Below are 20,296 nucleotides of genomic sequence, written 5' to 3'. Positions count from 1 at the left end.
CTCGATCCGATCCTGCGGCGCAAGGGCCACGAGGTCCAACACGCCTGTCCTCGACGTCAGCCGGCGCGGCGACACGCGGATCCGGATGGTCGTGCGGGACGACGGCCACGGCATCCCGCGGGAGAACCTGCAGCGGATCTTCGACCCGTTCTTCACCACCGGACGCGACAAGGGCAGCACCGGGCTCGGTCTGCACATCGTCTACAATCTCGTCCTCTCGACCCTGCGCGGGCAGATCGCCATCGAGTGTGAGGAAGGTGTCGGAACACGGGTGACGATCGACCTTCCCGTGACGGTGCCGTGATACTGTCCTGATCCGCATGGATCCGTGCGGCGGTGCGAACAGTTGCGTGCGCCGCTTCAATGCCCAGATTGGCCCCGCCGGCCCGACCGGCGACGAAACGCTCGAGCCCGCATGCACGGCACGCTGTCCCAGCCGGATTCTTCGAAGCCGGTCCCCGCCTCCCGTCTGCCGCTCACCCTCCGGCTGGCCCTGCGCGAGCTGCGCGGCGGGCTCTCGGGCTTCCGGGTGTTCATCGCCTGCATCGCGCTCGGCGTGGCCGCGATCAGCGGCGTCACCTCGATCGCCGCCTCGCTCTCCGGCGGGCTCGGGCGCGAGGGCCGGCGGATTCTCGGCGGCGACATCACCTACAGCCTGATCAACCGCGAGGCGACGCCGGCCGAGCGGACCGTGCTGGAGGGGCAGGCGCCGGTCTCGGAGGTCGCGAGCCTGCGCGCCATGGCGGTGGCGGGCGATGGCGGCGCGGCCCTGGTCGAGTTGAAGGCGGTCGATCCGAGCTATCCGGCAGTCGGCACGGTCGAGACGGACCCGCAGGCGCCGGTGCAGGATCTCATCGCGGAACGGGATGGCGTTTTCGGCGCGGCGGCCGACCCGGCCTTGCTGACCCGGCTCGGGCTCAAGCCCGGCGACCGGGTGACGCTCGGCGGCTTTCCCATCGAAATCCGCGCCGCCCTCGCCTCGGAACCCGACCGGATCGGCTCCGGCATCGGATTCGGGCCGCGCCTGCTCGTCTCGCTCGCCGCGCTGCGCGCCACCGGCTTGATCCAACCCGGCAGCCTCAACCGCTTCACCTACCGCCTGCAAATGCCCGGCGCCGACGACGCGCGCCTGACGGCTGTCAACGCGGCGGTGCAGAAGGCCCTGCCCGAGGCCGGTTTCGAGATGCGCGCGCGCGACAACGCCGATCCGCGCTTCGCCAAGGGCATCGAGCGCTTCACGCAGTTCCTGACGCTCGTCGGGCTCACCGCGCTGATCGTCGGCGGGGTCGGCGTGGCGAATGCCGCGCGCGCCTTCGTCGATGGCAAGCAGGCCTCCATCGCCACCCTCAAGAGCGTCGGCGCGCCGGGCTCGCAGGTGGTCGCGCTCTACCTGATCCAGGTGATGCTGATTGCCGCGGTCAGCACCGTGCTCGGCCTCGCCGTCGGCGCGGCCCTGCCGTTCCTTCTCGACCTTGCGCTGCGCGACCAGCTTCCGCTGCCGCTCAACCCCGAGATCGCCCCGGCCCGCCTCGCTCTGGCGGCGGCCTACGGGCTGCTGACGGCGCTCGCCTTCGCGATCCTGCCGCTCGGCCGCGCCCACGACGTCTCCGTCGCCGGGCTGTTTCGCGATGCCGTCGATCCGTCCGCGCGCCGCCCGCGCTGGCGCTACCTCGCGGTGCTCGCCGCCGCCCTGCTTGCGCTCGCGGGCCTTGCCCTCGTCACCGCTTTCGACCGCAAGGTGGCGCTGATCTTCATGGCGGCCGCCGCGCTTGCCTTTGGGGCCTTACGCCTCGTCGCGGCGGGACTGATGGCCGGGGCCGCCCGCCTGCCGCGGCCGAAGGGCATGGTGCCGCGCATGGCTTTGGCCAACCTGCACCGTCCCGGTGCCCTGACCCCGGCGGTCGTGCTCTCGCTCGGCCTCGGCACGACGCTGCTGGTGACGCTCAGCGCCATCGACAGCAACATCACCCGCGCGCTCGAAAGCTCACTTCCGGGCCGGGCCCCGAGCCTGTTCTTCCTCGACGTGCCCTCGCGTGAGGCGGAGGCGTTCTCCGCCTTCCTCGGCGCCCGCGCGCCCGACGCCAAGATCGAGCGGGTGCCGATGATGCGCGGACGGATCACGGCACTGAACGGCGTGCCGGCCGGCCAGATCAAGCCGCCGGAAGACGCCGCTTGGGTGCTCGACGGCGACCGGGGCATCACCTACGCCGAGACCCCGCCGGACGGCTCGTCGATCGTCGAGGGGGCGTGGTGGAGCGCGGACGAGGCGCGCCAGCCGCTCGTCTCCTTCGATCTCGAACTGGCGCGCGCCCTCGGGCTCAAGGTCGGCGGCACGGTGACCGTCAACGTCCTCGGCCGCCCGATCACTGCGCGGGTCGCCAACCTGCGCAAGATCGAGTGGCGCTCGCTCGGCATCAACTTCGTGATGGTGTTCTCCCCCGGCACCTTCCGCGGCGCGCCGCATGCCGATCTCGCGACCCTGACGCTCCCCAACGGGCCTGACCCGAAGCTGGAAGCCGAGGTGGTGCGTGATGCGGCGAAGGCCTTCCCCTCGGTGACGAGCGTGCGGGTGAAGGACGCGCTCGATGCCGTCAACGACCTCGTGCACAAGCTGGTCCTGGCGATCCGCGGCGCCAGCGTCGTCGCGGTGATCGCGAGCCTTCTGGTTCTGGCCGGCGCGCTCGCCGCCGGCCACCGCGCCCGGCTCTACGACGCGGTGGTGCTGAAGGTTCTCGGCGCCACGCGGATGCGCCTGCTCTCGGCCTACGCCCTGGAATACGGCGCCCTCGGGCTCATCACCGCGTTGTTCGGCATCCTGGCCGGATCGGTTGCGGGCTGGGTGATCGTCTCCCGGGTGATGCGCCTCGACTTCGCGCCCGACCCGGCCGGAGCGCTGGCGGTCGCCGGTTTCGCCGTCGTCTTCGCCGTCGTGGTGGGGCTGGCGGGGACGTGGCGCATCCTCGGCCAGCGGCCGGCTCCCTATCTGCGCCAGTTCTGAAAATAGGTCGCTACGATTGAACGGGATTTTTCATCCCGATCGATCGGCAAAAATCTTCGTTATTCCGGGAGGTTGAAAACGCGGCCGCACGCTGAGGGCCCACTTGTTTATGGTTCTTCAAGCGAACATATTCGAGCCTAAGGCGCGTTCGATGCGCCAGGGGTCGCGCGTGGACCCCGTCACAACTCCGCGCCGAGAGGTTTCAAGGGAAACTTTCATGGCATTCGACAACAGCCCGTTCCGCGCCGGCGCCCAGCCGCAGGGGTACGCCGGCTCTCAGGTCGAAGTCGACCAGGGCCTGCGCAGCTTCATGCTGGGCGTCTACAACAACATGGTCGTCGGCCTCGGGATCTCCGGTCTCGTGGCGCTCGCCCTCAACATGGCCGCCGTCGCGCAGACCGGCGCCGGCCGTGTCGCCCTGACTCCGTTCGGGCAGTTCCTCTACAACAGCCCCTTCAAGTGGGTGCTGATGCTGGCGCCGCTCGCCTTCATCTTCGTGTTCTCGTTCCGGATGGACCGCATGTCGGCCTCGTCCGCACGCATGATGTTCTGGGCGTTCGCGGCGGTAATGGGCGCCTCGATGTCCACCCTGTTGCTCGTGTTCACGGGTGGCAGCGTGGTGCGAGTGTTCTTCATCACGGCGGCGACCTTCGCGGGTCTGAGCCTCTACGGCTACACCACGAAGCGTAGCCTGTCGGGCATGGGCTCGTTCCTGATCATGGGCCTGATAGGCATCATCATCGCCTCGCTGGTGAACCTCTTCCTGGCCTCTTCCGCGCTTCAGTTCGCGATCTCGGTGCTCGGCGTCCTCATCTTCGCCGGCCTGACCGCTTACGACACGCAGAAGCTCAAGGAGATGTACCTCTACAGCGGCTTCGATGCCGAGGGCGCGGCCAAGATGTCCATCAACGGCGCCCTGACGCTGTATCTGGACTTCATCAACATGTTCCAGTTCCTGCTCTCGCTGCTCGGCGACCGCCGCTAAACGACGACGCAGATTCTGAAACGAGAGAGCCCCGGCCGAAAGGTCGGGGCTTTTTCGTGTTCGCTATCGCCTGAACGCCGGTCCCGCTGGCCGCACGAAGTGCCGGCCGGCGGCGCGGTGGCGGACGAATCTCGGAAAACGAAGGCCGTTAGCGGCCCTCTTCCACCGCCTCGCACACCAAGGGCGGCGGCGCCTCGACACCGCGCCAGCGGCCGTAGGACCAGGGCCGGTGCCATGCGGCCCGCTCCGGCAGATGTTCGGGGACGAGGTCGATGCCGTGCGTGCCGAACGGACCGCAGCGGCAGATTCGGGCAAAGCCGATCCAGCCGCCGGCCCAGAGGCCATGCCGTTGGATCGCCTCGTCGGTATAGGCCGAGCAGGACGGCCAGTGCCGACAATGGCGCCCGATAAGCCCGGAAAGCGTGAGCTGGTAGGCGCGGATCGCCCCATGCGCCGCCCGGCGGATCATGCGGCTTCGGGCGCGCCGGAGCCTTTGCGGGCGGCGATCTGGTCGAGGGCGTCCACCACGGCGTCGAAGGTCAGGAGTGTGGAGGCGTGACGGGCTCGGAAGTCGCGCACCGGTTCCAGCACGGAAAGATCCGCCCATTCGCCCTCCGGCGCGGGACCGTTCTCCTTCAGCATCGCCCGCATCCGGGCGCGAACCGCACGCAGCTCCTCGGCCGTCGCGCCGACGACATGGCGGGCCATCAGCGAGGAGGAGGCCTGCCCGAGGGCGCAGGCCTTCACGTCATGGGCGAAGTCGGCGACCGTGACGCCGTCCGCCTCCAGGCTCAGATCGACGGTGACGGTCGAGCCGCACAGCTTGGAATGGGCCGTGGCGGTGGCGTCCGGTGCCGCCAGCCGGCCGAGGCGGGGAATGTCGGCGGCCAGTTCCAGGATGCGGCGGTTGTAGATGTCGTCGATCATCGCTGACACGCCTTTCGCGGCGCCTGTTCGAGTGAGGTCGCAGGATTCGTTGCGCCAGATACGCATGCCATGCATTGCGCGACGGCGCGATTGCGACGATATAGGCGCGACACCGCCATTCCGCGAGAATGGTACCGTCGACCCCGGTCACGCCCTGGCCCAGGATTCGGATCGTTCGAGGGCGTCGGCACTTGAGCTTTTAAGACGCCGGGACGGATCGACGATGTACGCCAAGCCCGACAGCACCACCTTGAAGGCGCGTGTGGCGAAGGCCGGAGATGCCATGGATGCCGCTCTCAAATCCCTGTCCTACGGCATGAGCGACGACGAGCGACGCATGAGTTCGGTCGGCCTACAAGGAATGCGCGGCGCCAACGATCCGGGCCGTCCCGACATCGCCCCCGACATCGCGCCCCTGCCCGAATCGGCCCAGCGGGTGCCGAACGAGGTGGCGCTCGGCCGCCCGAGCCGGCAGGAGGCGGAGGCCGCCGTGCGCACGCTCCTGCGTTGGGCCGGCGACGACCCGACCCGCGAGGGGCTGATTGACACCCCCGCCCGGGTGGTGAAGGCCTATGAGCAGATCTTCGGCGGCTACCGCGCCGACGCGGATGCACTCTTGGAGCGGGTTTTCGAGGAGGTCGAGGGCTACTCCGACGCCGTGCTGGTGCGCGACATCCCGTTCTATTCCCACTGCGAGCACCACATGGTGCCGTTCATGGGGCTCGCCCACATCGCCTACTACCCCACCAAGGGCGTGGTCGGCCTCTCCAAGCTCGCCCGCGTGGTCGATGCCTTCGCCCGTCGCCTGCAGACGCAGGAGACCATGACGGCGCAGATCGCGGACACGATCGAGAGCATCCTTCAGCCGCGCGGCTGCGCGGTGATGATCGAGGCCGAGCATCTCTGCATGGCGATGCGCGGCGTGCAGAAGGCCGGCGTCTCCACTATCACCACGCAGTTCCGTGGCATCTACAAGAACGATCCGTCCGAGCAGGTCCGCTTCCTGACTTTCGTCCGGAACCCGAAGGGCTGAGACGTATCAGCCTGCGATCATGACCGACCGATTCGCTTCCCCCGGCACCCGCGCCGAGATCGAGGAAGGCGCGGGGCTCACGCCGCGCTTCGGCCCCGACGGCCTCGTGGCCTGCATCGCCGTCGATGCGGGGGACGGGCGCGTGCTGATGCTCGCACACATGAACGCCGAGGCCCTCGCCCGCACCCTGGAGACCGGCGAGGCGTGGTACTGGTCGCGCTCGCGCGGCGAACTCTGGCACAAGGGCGCGACCTCCGGGCAGATCCAGCGGGTCGTGGAGATGCGGGTCGATTGCGATCAGGATGCGATTCTGATCCGGGTGGACGTCGCCGGCGACGGCGGCTGCTGCCATACCGGCCGCCGCTCCTGCTTCTACCGCGCGGTCGAGCGCGATCCTGCCACCGGCACCCCTACCCTCGTCCCTGCCGACCCGGATCGATGATGTTCGAGGCGTCCCGTTCCACTGTGCCCCATTTTCCGGAAGGGGCCGTGGAACCGGTGGCGCCGCGCTTCCGCTCCCCCCGCATCGGTCTGGCGCTCGGCGGCGGCTCCGCCCGCGGCTGGTCGCATATCGGCGTGATCGAGGGGTTGGAGGAAGCCGGGATCTTCCCGGAGGTGGTTGCGGGCTGCTCCATCGGTGCCGTGGTCGGCGGGGCCTACGCCGCGGGCCGCATCGGCGCCCTCAAGGCGTTCGCACTCTCGCTCACCCGCCGCCGGGTGGTCGGCCTGCTCGACCCGCGCATCACCGGATCCGGCCTGATCGCGGGCGAGCGCCTGCGCCGCCGTCTCGCTCGCGAACTCGACGGTTTCCGCATTGAGGATCTGCGTCTTGCCTTCGCCAGCGTGGCGACCGAACTCGGCACCGGCCACGAGGTGTGGTTGTCCCGGGGGCCCCTGGTCGAGGCGGTGCGGGCTTCCTACGCCATCCCCGGCATCTTCCCGCCGGTCGCGCTCGAAGGGCGCCTGCTGATGGACGGGACGCTGGTGAATCCGGTGCCCGTCCGCTTGGCCCGCGAGCTCGGCGCCGACCTCGTCATCTGCGTGAATCTCGCGGGCGAGACGCGCGCACCCGCGACGGTGATCCGTCCCGAGCGGGACGATCCCGTGTTCGACCCTCCCGACGAGCCGGTCGAGCGTGCGATCGAGCAGACGCTGGAGGCCACCATGCGCCGCCGGGGCCGCTGGGGGCTACTGAGCGGCGCGAGCCGCCGCCTCATGGGCCGCCGCAGACCGGCGCCAGCACCATCCGCCGTCCCGCCGAGCCCCGGCGTCGCGCGGGTCATGCTCGACGCGTTCAACATCACACAAGATCGGATCTCACGGGCACGGCTCGCGAGCGAACCGCCGGACGTGGCGATCCGGCCGCTTCTTGCCGAGTTCGGACAGTTCGAGTTCCACCGGGCGGCCGACGGAATCGCCCTCGGCCGTCAGGCGGTGCGGACGGCCCTGCCCGAGATCCGGCGCATGATCGAGGGCGCGGCGGCGCGCGGTTAAGGCCGCCGCGAGTGATACGAGCTCGAATTCCAGCCCGAGGTCAGGCCATCGTGATGTAGTCGCGCATTGCACGATGCTCGGCTTCGACGGTCGCGATACGCCGCTTCACCACGTCACCGATCGAGACGACACCGACCAGACGCCCCTCCTCCACCACCGGCAGGTGGCGGAAGCGGCCTTCCGTCATCGTCTCCATCACGTCCTCGATGCTGGCGCGCCGGGTGCAGGTGACGACCTTCGCGGTCATGTGATGCGAGATCGGGCGGTCGAGGGCCGAGGCGCCTTCGCTAGCCAGCGCCCGCATCACGTCGCGCTCGGACAGGATGCCGATCACGCGGCCCTCGGCATCGCCGACCACGAGGGCACCGATCTGCTTCTCGGCCAGCAGGTGGATCGCCTCGTCGATGGTGCGATGCGGCGGCACCGTGACCACCGAGCCGCCTTTCTCTGCCAGGATACGCGCAACGGTCATGAAGTCTCCTCCCAAGGGTGACCGCACCGTCAGCCCGCGGTGCGGGAGCGGATACGACCGGGTTGGCCCCGGCTCTTTCCGTGGCAAGTGTGTGGCGCCTCGGCCGCGCTGGCAAGCGCCGGACGAGGCGCTATTGTTCATGAAAGAGAAAAATCGGAAGAAAAGTTCACTGCCGCCGTGAGGGCCCGATGCGTTCTTGCGTGATGCGCGGCCTTGCACGGCACCGGCACCTCGATCACGGATAGCGTGCAATGAAAAAGCCGACCCGGACGGCGGAGCGCCATCGGGGCCGGCTTCGTATCGTGACGCGGTCGGCGCGTGAGACCTCTCTCAGCGCCCCTCGGCCTGACGGCGGGTGATCAGGGTGCGGTTCGGCTCGGCCTCACCCTTGTTCTGCAGGAACGGGACGATGATGCGCAGCCAGCCGCGGGTTTCCTTGCCGCCGTAATTGCGCTCGGCCACATCGCGGGTGACGTAGCCCTGCACGTTCATGAAGCCGAAATTGTAGCCGACGAGGCCGCCCACCGCGATCTGGCCCTGCTGCCGGTAGCCGACGACGTTGGTCGTGAGATCGACCGAGCCGAAGGCCACGGGGCCGACCTGCCACTTGCCGAACTTCTTGGTCAGGGTGACGTCGAGGTTGAGGTAATCGGGATAGAGCACGCCATTGGGCGAGCGCGGCTCGAGGATGTGGCCGTAGAGCAGGTTGCCTGTGATGGCCCAGTCGTTGGCGGCGTAGGTGAGCGCGAAGCGGTGGCTCAGCGAAGGGGACTGGGTGAGGAAGCGGGTGTCCCAGGGGAGGTAGCCGCCGAGAAGGTAGCTGACGCCGACGCCGCCACCGAGATCCCAGGCGAGCTGGCCCGCGAGCAGGGGCTGACCCCAGCCGCTGTTGTAGGGCGCGCCGCGCACGCTGGAGGCGGCGATGGGCGCGACGAAGACGAACTGCACCTGCCCGCCGAGAACGGAGAAGGGCGTCGCCCACAGCAGGGTCGGCAGGTTGACGTTGCTCTCGGAATCGAGCGGCGAAGTCTCGCGCACGCCGAAGCTCGACAGGTTCACGGCGTAGAAGCCCTTCGGGAACGGCGCACCGAACGGCACACCGACGGTCTGGCCGGGCTGCGCGGCGGAGGCGGCTTGGGCGGCTGTGCCACCGAGGCCCCACGCAGCGGCGGATAGGGCGAGCCCGAGGCGGGCGATGACGGCTGCTCGTTGTTTCACCGGGGTCCACTCTCCATCAGGAACAAAGCGATCATTTGCTGGTTTGGTTTTAATCCGCTTTCGTTCAGATAATCGACGGACGAGGCGGCCGTTTTATTGCCACCTCCATTTCAAAAGAAATCGATGTGGCGCCAAAGTCACAGGCCGTTTTGGCAAACCTTGGAAGTGTCTGAAAAAATTCGTCTATATCCAGGCTATCATCTCGGAATGAAGGCCCCGGGAGCGCTTTCGTAACGGATGATTAACCCCGTTGTGACCTGCCGCCGCGCTCCATCAGCGGCAGAAGAAAGAAGCCGGCGGCGAAGCCGCCGAGATGCGCGTCCCAGGCAATCGGCCCCTCGCTGCCCCCGAGTGGCAAGGCCAGGACTCCGAACAGCAGGTTGGTGACGAACCAGACCCCGAGGAACAGCACCGCCGGGCGGTTGCGCAGCAATTCGGGGATCGTCTGCAGCCTCGGCCGCGGCGGCAATTGCCAGGGCGCCCCGGCCACGAAGGGCGGCGGAGGCTGGAACACGAAGCGGGCCGCCGCCGCCATGAGGGCCGAGATGCCGGCCGAGGCGCCGACCAGCGGCATCAGGCTGTAGGGATCGACGAAGAGGTGGACGAGCGCGCCGACCACGACGCCTGCGAGCGCCAGCAGGCCGTAGCGCAGGACCCCGTAGCGACGCGCAATCGGGGTGCCGAAGACGGCGAGCCACACCGCGTTGAAGATCAGGTGCACCCACGAGCCGTGCAGCAGGGCGTAGGTCGCGCCGGTCCAGGGCATCGCCGACGGCTCGGCGACGAGATAGCGGGCGAATTCCTGCCGCGCCGTGGCGATGTCGGGCCGGGCCGCCCCCTCCCCTGCCGCCCGGACGATCTCGGCCGCGGATGCGGGATCGAACGCGGCGGTCCAGCGGGCAGGAATGAAGGCGAGGTTGAGGAGCACCGACAGGTCGAGTTCATCCGGCAGGACGCTGCGGACGATGTGGATCACGGCCAGAACCGCGATCGAGACCGTGACGACCCTCGGCAGGTTGAAGACGGGTACGCGGCCCTGGTGCGGCAGGTCGGGAGAAGCATCCATTCGGCACCATGTCGGGGGCAGGCGGGACGCCGCAAGGTCCAATCGAGCACAGGGTCGGTCAATTGCCGCCGAATTCGTAAATGGCCTGTTAAGGTTAAGGATGAGTTGCGCGAGCGTGCCGGGACGGGACGGCATAGGGTGTGCGGAGAGGGACCACGAACGGCGCACGGAGACGCGTTCTGTCCCGTGCCGACCGAGAACCGAGCCCGTTTCGAACCGGGCCGTACCGATGCGGAACATCATGAAGCATCCGACCAGCCGTCAGCTTCACACCTACTGGGACCGGCTGCGCGGAGAACGGTCCGCGCCCGAGCGCGGTGAGATCGAGCCCGGCGAGATCCGCAACCTGCTCGCCGACAGCTTCATTCTGGAAACCGATCCGGCGCGGCGGTCGAGTGCGGTGCGCCTGGCCGGCACCCGCCTGTGCGCCCTGTTCGGCCGCGAATTGCGGGGCACTTCCTTCGTCGATCTGTGGGGCGATCGGCAGCCGGCCTTCTCCGATCCCTGGCAACTCGTCGAGACCGTCACCGGCGATACGGTGGGCGTGGTGGCGGGGATCACCGGCGTCACCGCGCGGGACGAGATCCTCGATCTCGAACTCCTGCTCCTGCCCCTGCGCCACCGCGGCAAGACCCAGGCGCGCATTCTCGGCTCCCTCAGCCCCCATTGCATCCCGACCTGGCTCGGCAGCCGCCCGATCCTGCGGCTCGAAGCCGTGTCCCTGCGGGTGCTCGAGACGGCCGCGCCGGAGCCCGCGGCGATGCAAACCTTCGTCGACGCCCTGCCCGAGCCCGCCAACGATGCCCGCCCCGTCCGGTTCGGCCACCTGCTGGTCCACGAAGGCGGGCGCGGCAACGCCTGACCGCCTGCGTCGGGGCGCCATCCCCAGCGGACGAAGGAGATGGGCGGTGCTTGATACGGACCGCTTTCACCGCCGGATCTCACTTTCGTGACGGCTTGCGATTCATGTTCGATATGCCTGCAAGTCTTTTGTAACCGCAACGCGGCTAGTGATTCGGCAGGGACATCGAGACCGCCGAGCTGACATGACTGAGCTTTCCCGATCCGGGATGGCCCCCACCCTGTCCGATTACGCCGCCGAGCAGCGCCGGCACCAGCGGGTGCGCGCGACTCTGCTCGGTCGCTACATGCTGGCGGACCGGCGGGAATATCCGTGCCAGACGGTGGACATGTCCCCCGGCGGCGTCCGCCTGACCTGCGCCGTGATCGGCGCGCTCAACGAGCGCGTGGTGCTGTATCTCGAACAGATCGGCCGGCTCGAAGGGGTCATCGTCCGCCACCCGCCGCGGGGCTTCGCCATGCGGATCAACGCGACGCCGCGCAAGCGCGACAAGATCGCGTCCCAGCTCATGTGGCTCGCCAACCGCGAGAGCCTCGGCCTGCCGGAGGGCCGGACCAACGAGCGCCTCGTGCCGAACCAGCCCGGCGTCACGCTGCGCCTGGAAAGCGGCCGGTTCATCGCCGCCCGGATCATCGACATCTCGATGTCGGGCGTGGCGCTCGCGACCGCCTCGTCGCCGCCGATCGGCACGCACCTCCTGGTCGGCTCCACGCCCGGTCGGGTGGTGCGCTACTTCGAAGGTGGAATCGGCGCGCAGTTCATGCTGCCGATCTCACCCGACCGCTTCCACGAGGGCATCACGCTCTGACGTGAAGGGGCGCCGCATCGGAGCCCTTGCCGGATCGACACCTCATCGCACAGGCTGGCTCCTGAACGGAGCGCTCCGCCGCGCGTGGTCCGAGGCCTGAAGATCGCCGGCCCAGAGGGCTAGTGGCCGATCGCCCGCCCGCTCCCGCCTTTTCAAGCCGCCATCTCCCGGATCTTCCCCGGACACGCCGCCCCGTCCGCAGCAAAGCGGTGGAGCCGGCGAAATAACCAGCCCCTCGTCGCGCAACTATGGAATACGGCGGCCGGTGCGCCCGCGATCCCATGGGGCCGACCGGCGGCGCCTCAGGGTTTCCCGGTCCCTAACGCGATCCCCCGCATTTGCCGCAGATCCGTGAGCCGCAATTCGCCCTCACGCAGAAGCGGATCGTCGCCGGGGCGAATCGATAAAATTGCGCGGATCGGCTTCAGCGCGGCGGAGGAGGTGCGGCGACATCCTGGCCTCGTTCGAAGGAAACGCCACGATGCGCACCACCGGGACGGGTCATCTCAAGTCGGGTCTCCAGATGGGGATGCTGGCGCTGCTGACCCTCTGCGTCGGCTTCATCGGCAGCGCCGAGGCGCAGACGGCCTCGCAGATGGCGGCCCTGCCCGCAGCGAGCGCCGGCCTCACCCCCGGTGCCGCGGCCAAGCCGATCCTGGCCTGGACCGAGTTCTGCCAGTCCTATCCGGCTGAATGCGCCTTCGACCGGGCCGAGCCCACCCGGATCACCCTGACCCCGGCCGTCTGGTCGAGCATCGTCTCGGTCAACCGGCGCGTGAACCGGACGATCGAGCCCATCACCGATCAGGAGCATTGGGGCCGCCCCGACCGCTGGGACCTCGCCGAGGACGGTGCGGGCGATTGCGAGGACTTCCAGCTCCTCAAGCGCCGGATGCTCGCCGAGGCCGGCCTGCCGCGCCGGGCGATGCGGATGACGGTCGTGATCGACGAGAAGGGCGAGGGCCATGCCGTGCTCACCCTCGTCACCGACCGCGGCGACTACATCCTCGACAACAAGACCAATGCCGTGATGCCCTGGCACGAGACCGGCTACGTCTTCATCAAACGCGAGGGGCAGGACACCCTGGCATGGGTTTCGCTCGGTGGGGCCAGCTCGCCCGTCACCACGGCGAACCGGTGATCCGCGGGCCGGTTCGCTGCTCGCTCCCGCACGGCTGAAGCCGATCGGGCGGGCAAGTGTGACCGGATTGCCAGCCTGATCGGGGTTGTCTCGCCATGGCACGGATAAGCGGCCATCCGCCTTCACCCTTCCGTCACTTTCGTATTGAGCCGGGCGCCGGCCCGTGCAAGCTTTGCCGGGAAACAGGGGCGGCAGGACGGTCGGCCATGCGGTACGCGGTGCTTCGGAGCGTCGGCGACGGATCGGCGTTCCCCCGCGGGAACGTGAGGCAGCGCCTCCGCCGGGCGGCCCATCTGTCCCTCGTCGGCGCCACCCTGCTGCTCGGCGGCGCCGCGGCACCGGTCCAGCCGAGCCAAGCCCGCACCGTCGCCGGCCTGCCCGAAGCGGGCACCGCCGCCGATGCCGGCGCGCCGGCCCGGCCCGTGGCGGCCTGGAACGATTTCTGCGCCCGATACCCGTCCGAATGCGCCGTCGATACCTCGGAGCCGGCACTCGTCGCCCTGACGCCCGCGCTCTGGCACACGCTCACGACGGTGAACCGCCGGGTCAACGCCCGCATCAAGCCGATCACCGATATGGCCCATTGGGGTGTCGTCGATCGCTGGGATTTTCCCGATGACGGCTTCGGCGATTGCGAGGACATCCAGCTCCTTAAGCGCCGGATGCTGGTGGAGCGGCGCCTGCCGCGCCGGGCCCTGCGCATGACGGTGGTGATCGACGAGATCGGTGAGGGCCACGCGGTGTTGATGGTGCGCACCGACCGGGGCGACCTCATCCTCGACAACAAGACCAACGCGGTGCTGCCCTGGCAGCGCACCGGCTACAGCTTCATCAAGCGCGAGGGACAGGACGGCAAGGCCTGGGTCGGCCTCGAGAACGGCACTTCGCCCGTCACCACCGCCAACCGCTGATCCGGATCGACTTTCGAGCGTTGACGGCCATGCTGCTGCCGCGCTCCGGACCATCCATGAGACGTCCCCTCGCCCGCCGAGCCTCGTCGCCTTTCACAAACGCCCTCTCCCCTATCGGCGGCGCCCCATGATGTTGTCCGGCGCCGCTGCATCACTCACCCCGGAAGGGGGAGCCGGGACGGGGTTCCTCGCCCTGCTCCCGTTGCCCGCGCTCATTCTGGAAGTATTGGAGGCCGGGCCGACGATCACGGGCGTCAACCCCGCCCTGCTGGCGCTGACCGGCTTCGACGAGACCGCCTTGGTCGGCAGCGGGATCGAAGCGCTCGCCTGCCGCCAAAGCGATCATGCCGGCTGGACGCCCTTGCGCGCGGCGCTGACCCGCGGCGAGGCCGGCAGCGCCGAGCTGCTGTTCGGCCGCAGCGGCGGCGCCTCGTTCTGGGGTGAGATCCACCTCACGGCCCTACCCGGCGAGGGCGTCCCCCGCGTCCTCGGCCAGATCGTGGACGTGACGCGGCGGCGGGATGCCGAGGATGCGCTGGCCCTGTCGCGGCAGCGGGAAGCGCTCGGCCTCCTCACCAACAGCGTCGCACACGAGTTCAACAACTTCCTGCAGATCCTGATCGGCTACATCGACGGGCTCAAGCGGCGCCTCGGCGACCGGCCCGAACCCTTCATTCAGAGAGCCATCACCCGCTCCACCGAGGCGTCCGAGCGGGCCGCCGTGCTCACCCGCCAGCTCCTTGCCCATTCCCGGCGGATCGCGCCCGACCTGCGCCCGGTCGATCTCGCCACGGCGGTGCGGTTCGGTCTCGACCGGCTACGCCCGACCCTGCCGGCCGGGATCCGGCTCGACCTGTCGATCCCGGAGGATCTACCGCCGGCCCTGTGCAACCCGATCCAGCTCGAACTGGCACTGGGCCACATCCTCGCGAATGCCTGCGAGGCGATGGCCGGTCAGGGCCGCATCCGCGTCGCGCTGTTCGCCATCGAGCCGGGCGACCGCTCGCTCCAGCGGCCGGAGGCCGGGGCCGTCGGCCTCACGGTCTCGGATACCGGGCACGGCCTATCGCCGGAGATGCTGTCGCGGGCGCTCGCGCCCTTCGCCACCACCCGTGAATCCGGACGCGGCGCGGGGCTCGCCATCGTGCACGGGCTGATGAAGCGCCAGAACGGCACGATCTCCATCGAGAGCCGGCCCGGCGAGGGCGCGACCGTACGGCTGGTTTTCCCGGCTGCCCGGTGACGCCCGCCCCCGCAAGGGCGCGGCTTGACGCCGTCCGCCGCACCACACCCCAACATGGGTACGGGCCGCAGCGTGGCGGTTCGTGAGACACTCTTAACCGTTCGAAACTCACCCCTGGATCGGGACTAAAAATCCCGCTCGGACGCCACCATCTTGAAAGGGCGATTGTTCCCTTTCACGCTCACCACGAGGTTTTGACCCATGGCATCCTCCCCCGCGCGCCGTCGGCGCGTCGTGACCCTCCTTGCGCTTGCGGCTTCGCTCGCCCTTGCGGCGCCCGCCGTCGATGCGCGGCCGGGCGGCGGTGGCGGCATGGGCTCGCGTGGCTCGAAGACCTTCAGCGCGCCGCCCTCCACCGCGACCTCGCCGGGCGCGATGGGACCGATCCAGCGCTCGCAGACGAGCCCGAGCCCCGGCTTCAACAATCACGGCATGGCAGGCCAGAGCCAGGGCCGGCGCTTCGGCGGCGGCTTTCTCGGCGGCATGCTCGGCGCCGGACTTCTCGGTGCCCTGCTGGGTGCCGGCTTCTCCGGCGGCCTCGGCGGCATCGGCTCGTTCATCGGCCTGATCTTCCAGATCGGTCTGATCGCCTTCCTCGTGATGCTGGCGGTGCGCTTTTTCCGCCGTCGTCAGGAGGGCCAGCCCGCCATGGCCGGCAACGCGCCCCATGCCCGCTCCGGCCTGCCGCCGCAGGGTGGCATGAATCCCGGCGTGAATCCGATGGGTGGCGGTCTGGGCGGCAATGCCCGTCCGCAGCCCGTCCAGCCGGTTCAGGTCCAGCCGGACGACTTCCAGGCCTTCGAGCGCTCGCTTCAGGAGATCCAGGGCGCCTATGGCCGCGAGGACGTGGCCGCCCTGCGCCGTGTCGCGACCCCGGAAATGGTGAACTACTTCGAGGAAGACCTGCGCGCCAACGCCGCCCGCGGCGTGGTCAACCGGATCTCGGACGTGAAACTTCTCCAGGGCGACCTGTCCGAGGCGTGGCGTGAGGGCCCGATGGAGTTCGCCACCGTCGCCATGCGCTTCTCGCTGCGTGACGAGGTGTTCGAGCGGGCCTCCAACCGCCATGTCGAGAACGGCCCGCAGGAGGCCAAGGAGTTCTGGACCTTCGTGCGCGAGCCCGGCGGCCCGTGGCTGCTCTCGGCGATCCAGCAGGGACGCTAACCGTCCTTAATCGTCCAACGAAAAGGGCGCCCGGCGAAAGCCGGGCGCCCTTTTTCATGTTCGCTCTCTGACTGCATCAAAGGCGCGTCGCCGACCGATCAATCCGTCAGGGAACGGGCCTCTTCCGGCAGCATGATCGGGATTCCGTCGCGGATCGGGTAGGCAAGCTTGGCGGAGCGGCTAATCAGCTCCTCGCGAGCGGCGTCGTATTCCAGCGCCTCCTTGGTCAGCGGACAAACCAGGAGTTCGAGCAGCCGGGGATCGACCCGGGTCGCTTCGACGGTGGGGGCAGGCGTATCGGCCATGATGTTTGCGTCCTGTGGGCGGGCTCCCCGACCGCCAGCGATCGGAAGCCCTTGAATTACTGCAGCGTCGGCTCGGAGCCGCTGGCGCGCACCAGCTCCATTTCGGTGACGGCGACAAGGACCTCGGCCCGCGTCTTCAGGTCGGACGCTTCGAGCATCGCCTGCTTCTCGCGGACGCCGAACGGACTCATCATGCAGAGCGCGTTGACCAGAGCCTCGTTCGACGCCTCGTCGATTCCGGCCCAATCGACCTGAAGCTCGTTGGCATCGACGAAGTTGCGCAGGGTCTGGAGCACGCTCTCGCGATCGACCGCCTCCTCGCCCGCCCGCGCCTCGAAATCCTGGGCGAAGGCGTCGTAGGAGACTTGGCAGCGGCGATAGGCGGTGGTGACGGACAATTCGCTCTCGACCCGGAAGCGGCTGACGCCGGTGAGCGAGACCAGATAGCGGCCGTCGCCGGTCTCGGCGAACTGGCTGATCCGCCCGGCGCAGCCGACCCGGTAGAGCCGGGGGCTGAGCGGCGAGCCGGCCCCGTCCGCGTCCGGCTGGATCATGCCGATGATCCGGTCGGAGCGCAGCGCGTCGTCCACCATGGCGAGATAGCGCGGCTCGAAGATGTTGAGCGGCATCTGTCCCCGCGGCAGGAGCAGCGCCCCCGGCAGCGGGAAAATCGGGATGACGGCGGGGCAATCCGCCGGCGACTTGCAGCTCGGCTGCGGGCTCATGCGCGGCTTTCCTGCTGTGGGAGCGGACGGGGGGCGCCGCATCCGGCCGCTTCGGTCGCCCCGGCGTTCTCGCGGAGAGTGTGGCTCACGAGAACAGCAGCGTCGAGAGCTGGCGGCGTCCCCGGATCGCGGCCGGGTCCATCAGGCCCCAGGCCTCGAAGAACTGGAGCAGTTGCTTGCGCGCCGCATCCTCGTTCCAGCTCCGGTCGGCGCGGGCGATGGCCACGAGCTGATCGACCGCCTCCTCGCGCTTGCCCGCCGCGTTGAGGCCGAGCGCGAGATCGAACCGGGCCTGGAAGTCGCTTCCGTCGGCCTCGATGCGCTTCTGCAGCGCGGCGAGGTCGCCCAGGCTTCCGGCCTGGTCGGCGAGTTCGAGGGCGGCGCGTACGCCCGCCAGCAGCGGGTCGTCGGACTTGTCCGCGGGCACCATGGCGAGAACCTGCTTGGCGTTCTCGGCCTCACCGAGTTCGAGCTGGGTCTTGGCGAGGCCGGCGATGGCCTTCAGGTTCTCCGGCTCCTCGCGCAGGACCGCAGCGTAGAGTTCGGAGGCGGCAGCGAGATCGCCGGCGGAGGCGACCGCGGCGGCCTCCTCCAGCACCTGATCGATCTCGGAGGGGCCGGCGAGCCGATCGACGAAAGCGCGCACCTCGGATTCCGGCACGGCGCCCATGAAGGCATCCACCGGACGGCCGCGGTCGATCGCGATCACGGCGGGGATCGATTGCAGGCCGAGCTGCTGGCCGATCTGCTGCCAGACGCCGGGATGCTCGTCGATGTTGAGCTTGGCGAGCTTCACCCGCCCGCCCGACGCCCGCACCACCTTCTCGAGGACCGGTGTGAGCTGCTTGCACGGGCCGCACCAGGGCGCCCAGAAATCGACGATCACCGGCTGGTTCATCGACTCGGCGATGACATCCTGCCGGAACCCCGCCGTGGTGGTGTCTTTGATGAGGCCGTCGACGGGGGCGCCGGCGGCGGCGTTGGCTTCGAGCATGGAGCCCTCGGAGATTCACAAAACGCACGTGGATGCGGGCAGCGCGGGTTCGTGCGGCGCATCTTCGCGTTACATGGGGCTTGGCGGCGCGGCTGACCAGACGTTTTCGCAATCACCAAAGCGCTCTTGCGCCGGACTAGGGCCGGTTCGGCGAACGAGCGCGTGACATCACGAAGCCGACGTCTCGTAGCCGGTCAGCGCACGGCCGGCACGAGCATCAGGCCATACCGGGCTCAAGGCTTCGGCGGATTGGCCGAACCGTCCTTCGGGAGATCCTTCGTCCCCTCCTTGCCTGGTTCGGCGCCGGCCTTGGTCTCGGTGACGAACACACCCGCATAGGTCTTGCCCTGCGAGGTCGCCTCGCAGGCGATCCGGGTCTTGCTGGGCTCCGGCTTCGAGAACTTGCAGGCGCCGACCGCGGGGGCCGGGCTGCGGGCGATGCCCTCGCTGTTTCTCATGCCCGGCACGACGAGGCTGATCGGCTGGAGCTGCTCGGTCTCCTCGGTCTGCTCGTGCTGGGTGCCCGCACCGCTGAAGCTGAGGGACTGGCCGTCCCAGGCGGCGAAATCGAAGGTGGTGCGCCCGCGCGCGACCGTGTTGACGAGCTGTTCCTTGCAGTTCTGGGTGATGTCGAGGCCGCCGATCACCAGCCGCTCGCACTGGCCGGTCATCTTCACCTCGGCCTGCTGAGCCGAGGCCGGGCCGGCGGCGACCAGACCCAGTAGGGCGAGAAGCGGGGCGCGCGAGCGGATCGTCATGGCGTGGTGTTCCTCCTGGTCGGCATTCGCTGCCGGTTGTCGCCGGGGATATTTCCTGCGGGGCGTCCCGGTTCAACCGCCGAAGCGCAGGGCGCGATCGTTGGGCGCAGTGAAATCGAGTTCGGGGCCGAGCGGCACGATCCCGGTCGGGTTGATACCGGGATGGCTGCCGTAATAGTGGCGCTTGATCTGATCGAGGTTCACCGTCTCCGCCACGCCCGGCAGGGCGTAGAGGTCGCGCAGATAGTTCGAGAGGTTGGGGTAATCGGCGATCCGGCGCCGGTTGCACTTGAAGTGCCCGACATAGACCGCATCGAACCGCACCAGCGTGGTGAACAGGCGGATATCGGCCTCGGTGAGCACCGATCCGCAGAGGTAGCGCTGCCGGCCGAGCCGGCCTTCGAGCGCATCGAGTTCCGCGAACAGGGCGGTGAAGGCGTCCTCGTAGGCGTCCTGCTTGGTGGCGAAGCCCGCCTTGTAGACGCCGTTGTTGACCCGGTCGTAGACGCGCTCGTTGATCGCATCGATCTCCGCCCGAAGAGCCTCCGGGTAGAGGTCCGGCCCGCCTGCGCCGAAGGCGCCGTTCAGCATGCGGATGATCTCGGCCGATTCGTTCGAGACGATGGTCTCGCGCTCTTTGTCCCACAGCACCGGCACGGTGACGCGGCCGGAATAATCGGATTTCGCCCGCACGTAGATCTCGTAGAGCCGCTTGGCCCCGAACAGCGGATCGGCGGTCGAGCCCGGCACCCCGCCCTCCTCCTCGGCCTGGAAGACCCAGCCCTCCTCGCGCATGTACGGCGAGACCACGGAGACGGTGATGGCCTCCAGCCCCTTCAGTCGGCGGACGATCAGCGTGCGGTGGGCCCAGGGGCAGGCGAGCGCGACGATGAGATGGTAGCGCTCCGTCTCGCCGACGAACCCGCCCTCCCCCGAAGGACCGGGGGTGCCGTCGGGCGTCACCCAGTTGCGGAAGGCGGCGGCCGAGCGCTCGAAGCGCCCGCCGGACTTGGCGGTGTCGTAGCCCTTGTCGTGCCACGTCCCCTCGACCAGCAATCCCATCCCGAACGGTCCTTCCGTTTTTCGCACCGAATGAGATGGAGGAGTTCGCCGCCGGGGGAAGCCCGCGGCGAGGATCTCGGGTGCCCCTTGCGCGGTTCCGGGCTGGCGGCCGTGGGCAGCTTATCCCAGA

22 protein-coding genes are annotated in these 20,296 nt (G+C 69.0%); 12 read left to right on the top strand and 10 right to left on the bottom strand.

What is annotated here, in order from left to right; translation table 11 throughout:
• Window positions 1-85 precede the first annotated feature (85 nt).
• From MKK50_RS09925 to MKK50_RS09915, 3 genes are all read left to right on the top strand, one after another.
• Window positions 86-304, top strand: coding sequence for an ATP-binding protein (locus MKK50_RS09925; protein WP_499021943.1), 219 nt, complete (start codon window positions 86-88; stop codon window positions 302-304).
• A gap of 111 nt (window positions 305-415) precedes the next feature.
• Complete coding sequence (locus tag MKK50_RS09920) at window positions 416-2,998, top strand: ABC transporter permease (RefSeq protein WP_499021941.1); 2,583 nt, start codon at window positions 416-418, stop codon at window positions 2,996-2,998.
• A gap of 217 nt (window positions 2,999-3,215) precedes the next feature.
• Window positions 3,216-3,983 carry a Bax inhibitor-1/YccA family protein gene (locus MKK50_RS09915; RefSeq protein ID WP_253372621.1) on the top strand — a complete coding sequence of 256 codons (768 nt, stop codon included), beginning with the start codon at window positions 3,216-3,218 and terminating at the stop codon, window positions 3,981-3,983.
• A 148-nt stretch (window positions 3,984-4,131) separates the two neighbouring features.
• Here the strand turns inward: MKK50_RS09915 and yidD are convergent, their stop codons facing one another.
• Both yidD and MKK50_RS09905 read right to left on the bottom strand, forming a co-directional pair.
• On the bottom strand, window positions 4,132-4,452 hold the full coding sequence (gene yidD, locus MKK50_RS09910) for a membrane protein insertion efficiency factor YidD (RefSeq protein ID WP_499021939.1): 321 nt from the start codon (window positions 4,450-4,452) through the stop codon (window positions 4,132-4,134).
• A complete protein-coding gene (locus MKK50_RS09905; RefSeq protein ID WP_253372625.1) occupies window positions 4,449-4,910 on the bottom strand; it encodes an iron-sulfur cluster assembly scaffold protein in 462 nt (153 codons plus the stop codon). The genes yidD and MKK50_RS09905 overlap by 4 nt, the downstream gene beginning before the upstream one ends.
• Window positions 4,911-5,193: 283 nt before the next feature.
• On the opposite strand from MKK50_RS09905, the gene folE reads away from it, so the two are divergent.
• From folE to MKK50_RS09890, 3 genes are read left to right on the top strand one after another with little or no spacing between them, the layout of a single operon-like run.
• Entirely contained in the window at window positions 5,194-5,943 is a 750-nt protein-coding gene (folE, locus tag MKK50_RS09900) for a GTP cyclohydrolase I FolE (protein WP_499022094.1), read from the top strand.
• Between the two features lie 19 nt (window positions 5,944-5,962).
• Complete coding sequence (gene hisI, locus MKK50_RS09895) at window positions 5,963-6,385, top strand: phosphoribosyl-AMP cyclohydrolase (protein ID WP_499021937.1); 423 nt, start codon at window positions 5,963-5,965, stop codon at window positions 6,383-6,385.
• Complete coding sequence (locus MKK50_RS09890; RefSeq protein WP_499021936.1) at window positions 6,382-7,437, top strand: patatin-like phospholipase family protein; 1,056 nt, start codon at window positions 6,382-6,384, stop codon at window positions 7,435-7,437. Before hisI ends, MKK50_RS09890 begins: the two co-directional genes overlap by 4 nt.
• Before the next feature lie 40 nt (window positions 7,438-7,477).
• On the opposite strand, the gene MKK50_RS09885 is transcribed toward MKK50_RS09890, so the two are convergent.
• From MKK50_RS09885 to MKK50_RS09875, 3 genes are all read right to left on the bottom strand, one after another.
• Complete coding sequence (locus tag MKK50_RS09885) at window positions 7,478-7,909, bottom strand: CBS domain-containing protein (protein ID WP_253372632.1); 432 nt, start codon at window positions 7,907-7,909, stop codon at window positions 7,478-7,480.
• Window positions 7,910-8,239: 330 nt separating this feature from the next.
• Window positions 8,240-9,127 carry a transporter gene (locus MKK50_RS09880; RefSeq protein ID WP_253372634.1) on the bottom strand — a complete coding sequence of 296 codons (888 nt, stop codon included), beginning with the start codon at window positions 9,125-9,127 and terminating at the stop codon, window positions 8,240-8,242.
• Window positions 9,128-9,368: 241 nt separating this feature from the next.
• Window positions 9,369-10,193: a rhomboid family intramembrane serine protease gene (locus MKK50_RS09875; protein WP_499021933.1), complete on the bottom strand. Its 825-nt coding sequence runs from the start codon at window positions 10,191-10,193 to the stop codon at window positions 9,369-9,371.
• Window positions 10,194-10,434: 241 nt separating this feature from the next.
• On the opposite strand from MKK50_RS09875, the gene MKK50_RS09870 reads away from it, so the two are divergent.
• From MKK50_RS09870 to MKK50_RS09845, 6 genes are all read left to right on the top strand, one after another.
• A complete protein-coding gene (locus MKK50_RS09870) occupies window positions 10,435-11,055 on the top strand; it encodes a PAS domain-containing protein (RefSeq protein ID WP_499021932.1) in 621 nt (206 codons plus the stop codon).
• A 184-nt stretch (window positions 11,056-11,239) separates the two neighbouring features.
• On the top strand, window positions 11,240-11,863 hold the full coding sequence (locus tag MKK50_RS09865) for a PilZ domain-containing protein (protein ID WP_253372641.1): 624 nt from the start codon (window positions 11,240-11,242) through the stop codon (window positions 11,861-11,863).
• A gap of 481 nt (window positions 11,864-12,344) precedes the next feature.
• Complete coding sequence (locus MKK50_RS09860) at window positions 12,345-13,004, top strand: transglutaminase-like cysteine peptidase (protein ID WP_499021931.1); 660 nt, start codon at window positions 12,345-12,347, stop codon at window positions 13,002-13,004.
• A 206-nt stretch (window positions 13,005-13,210) separates the two neighbouring features.
• Window positions 13,211-13,915 (top strand): transglutaminase-like cysteine peptidase, encoded by a 705-nt coding sequence (locus MKK50_RS09855; RefSeq protein WP_499021930.1) that lies wholly within the window; start codon window positions 13,211-13,213, stop codon window positions 13,913-13,915.
• A gap of 127 nt (window positions 13,916-14,042) precedes the next feature.
• On the top strand, window positions 14,043-15,158 hold the full coding sequence (locus MKK50_RS09850; RefSeq protein WP_499021928.1) for an ATP-binding protein: 1,116 nt from the start codon (window positions 14,043-14,045) through the stop codon (window positions 15,156-15,158).
• Window positions 15,159-15,359: 201 nt separating this feature from the next.
• Window positions 15,360-16,322, top strand: coding sequence for a Tim44 domain-containing protein (locus MKK50_RS09845; protein WP_499021926.1), 963 nt, complete (start codon window positions 15,360-15,362; stop codon window positions 16,320-16,322).
• Between the two features lie 98 nt (window positions 16,323-16,420).
• On the opposite strand, the gene MKK50_RS09840 is transcribed toward MKK50_RS09845, so the two are convergent.
• From MKK50_RS09840 to MKK50_RS09820, 5 genes are all read right to left on the bottom strand, one after another.
• Entirely contained in the window at window positions 16,421-16,627 is a 207-nt protein-coding gene (locus tag MKK50_RS09840) for a Trm112 family protein (RefSeq protein ID WP_253372650.1), read from the bottom strand.
• A gap of 56 nt (window positions 16,628-16,683) precedes the next feature.
• Complete coding sequence (locus MKK50_RS09835) at window positions 16,684-17,352, bottom strand: LON peptidase substrate-binding domain-containing protein (RefSeq protein ID WP_253372652.1); 669 nt, start codon at window positions 17,350-17,352, stop codon at window positions 16,684-16,686.
• Between the two features lie 85 nt (window positions 17,353-17,437).
• The gene (locus MKK50_RS09830) at window positions 17,438-18,346 is read right to left on the bottom strand and encodes a tetratricopeptide repeat protein (protein ID WP_499021925.1); all 909 of its coding nucleotides are present in this window, start codon (window positions 18,344-18,346) and stop codon (window positions 17,438-17,440) included.
• A gap of 233 nt (window positions 18,347-18,579) precedes the next feature.
• Window positions 18,580-19,104, bottom strand: a complete 525-nt coding sequence (locus MKK50_RS09825; protein ID WP_499021923.1) for a hypothetical protein — start codon at window positions 19,102-19,104, stop codon at window positions 18,580-18,582.
• Between the two features lie 72 nt (window positions 19,105-19,176).
• Window positions 19,177-20,166, bottom strand: coding sequence for a glutathione S-transferase family protein (locus MKK50_RS09820; RefSeq protein ID WP_499021921.1), 990 nt, complete (start codon window positions 20,164-20,166; stop codon window positions 19,177-19,179).
• Window positions 20,167-20,296 lie beyond the last annotated feature (130 nt).

This window comes from Methylobacterium sp. J-043, assembly GCF_022829505.1.
Lineage (GTDB): Bacteria > Pseudomonadota > Alphaproteobacteria > Rhizobiales > Beijerinckiaceae > Methylobacterium > Methylobacterium extorquens_A.
Note: the sequence above shows the minus strand (reverse complement) of the source record. Positions and strands in the feature narration are given on the sequence as shown.